This window comes from Herbaspirillum sp. B65, assembly GCF_000333555.1.
Taxonomy (GTDB): Bacteria; Pseudomonadota; Gammaproteobacteria; order Burkholderiales; family Burkholderiaceae_D; genus Herbaspirillum; species Herbaspirillum rubrisubalbicans.
In genome coordinates this window covers 1-1,665 of record NZ_BADI01000703.1, presented here as the reverse complement: position 1 = coordinate 1,665, position 1,665 = coordinate 1, and the positions used below count along the sequence as shown (strand labels likewise).

Sequence of the window (1,665 nt, the reverse complement as noted above, 5' to 3'; positions counted from 1 at the left end):
TTCGACGCTGAAGTCACTTCAAGAGCAGTTGTCGGAAACCGAGGCAGCCAAGGCCAATGCCGAAGAACTGGCTTTTGCCAGGGATACTGAGTTGATCAGGATTGCAACTCAACTTGAGGTAACCGAGCGAGCCAAAACCATCGCTGAGGCATTGGCCCATGACCATCTTTCGACGCTGAAGTCACTTCAAGAGCAGTTGTCGGAAACCGAGGCAGCCAAGGCCAATGCCGAAGAACTGGCTTTTGCCAGGGATACTGAGTTGATCAGGATTGCAACTCAACTTGAGGTAACCGAGCAAGCCAAAACCATCGCTGAGGCATTGGCCCATGACCATCTTTCGACGCTGAAGTCACTTCAAGAGCAGATGTCGGAAACCGAGGCAGCCAAGGCCAATGCCGAAGAACTGGCTTTTGCCAGGGATACTGAGTTGATCAGGATTGCAACTCAACTTGAGGTAACGGCGCAAGCCAAAACCATCGCTGAAGCATTGGCCCATGACCATCTTTCGACGCTGAAGTCACTTCAAGAGCAGTTGTCGGAAACCGAGGCAGCCAAGGCCAATGCCGAAGAACTGGCTTTGAGCAGGTATGAGGAACTGACTGTTTGCCGTAACGAAATGGAGTCGATAAGACAGGATACCCGAAGACCGAGGGACGAGTTGAATAGACGCAATGAGCATATAGTCAAAATCCAAAGGTCGAGGGGCTACAGGCTATTGTCCCTATTGAGACTGCTNCCAACGCCAGGGGGCTGCGATGTCTGACGTGTTTTGGTCTATTGATTCACTTGTCATCAAAGATAACGTGCTTTTTGGATTTGGCTGGGTTTTTCATGTTAGACATGAAATTATCGGCCTTCAATTCAGATTGTCTTTTGCGAGCGCAGATCGATCATCTCCTGAGTATATTCTTGCCGACGCAGGTAAGTCCCGGGAGGATGTTGAACTGGCTTTTTCCGCTTACCCTTTTTCCCTTAACTCGGGCTACGTCATCCATGGTGCTTTCCAACCAGGAGCACAAATAAGCTCGATTGATCTAATGTGTTCCCTTGCAGATGGCTCAATTTTAGAACTGGCCGTGCCAGATTCGAGCATTACGCGACTGGGGCACGCAAATGAATCAGTGAGTGTACGAGCCACGCTTCGACAGTTTTGTGTTCTTTTCAAGCGCGCAGCATACCTGGTTTATTCGAGGCAATTCGCTTCCCTCTTTGATAAGGTCAATAGATATATTAAGGGGCGACCGAAAACCGGCTTGCATACTCCAGAATCTGTCGCCACCTTGCTTCGCGAGAATGAGCTTGAAAATCTGTGCGTGATTGTCGATCACGATCTAGGAGGGGGAGCTAATCAATACCGAGAGCGGCTCGTCGATTCAATGGTTAAAGAGGGGAGAAGCGTAATTATTGTTACGTACCATGTGGTGAATTTATCGCACGTATTGATCTTGCGTAACGGCAGAATTAACCATCGCTTCTCAGTTCCTGACAAAAACTTTATCGTGGCGGCCATCAAAAACCTTCCCGTGGCGACGCTTGTCTATAACACCGGAGTTTCTTTCGCAGAGCCTGAGGGGATTCAACTTTGCTGCTCAACATTAAACAGGCTACTCGTGCGACTCTTCGGGTTCTAGTCCACGACTTCTTTCTTCTGTGTCCGTCGCATTT

The 1,665-nt window shown here is 49.1% G+C and carries 1 protein-coding gene; it reads left to right on the top strand.

The features are described 5' to 3' along the window. Nucleotides 1-755: 755 nt before the first annotated feature. Nucleotides 756-1,631, top strand: coding sequence for a hypothetical protein (locus tag I5W_RS16655; RefSeq protein ID WP_044530058.1), 876 nt, complete (start codon nt 756-758; stop codon nt 1,629-1,631). Nucleotides 1,632-1,665: the final 34 nt, after the last annotated feature.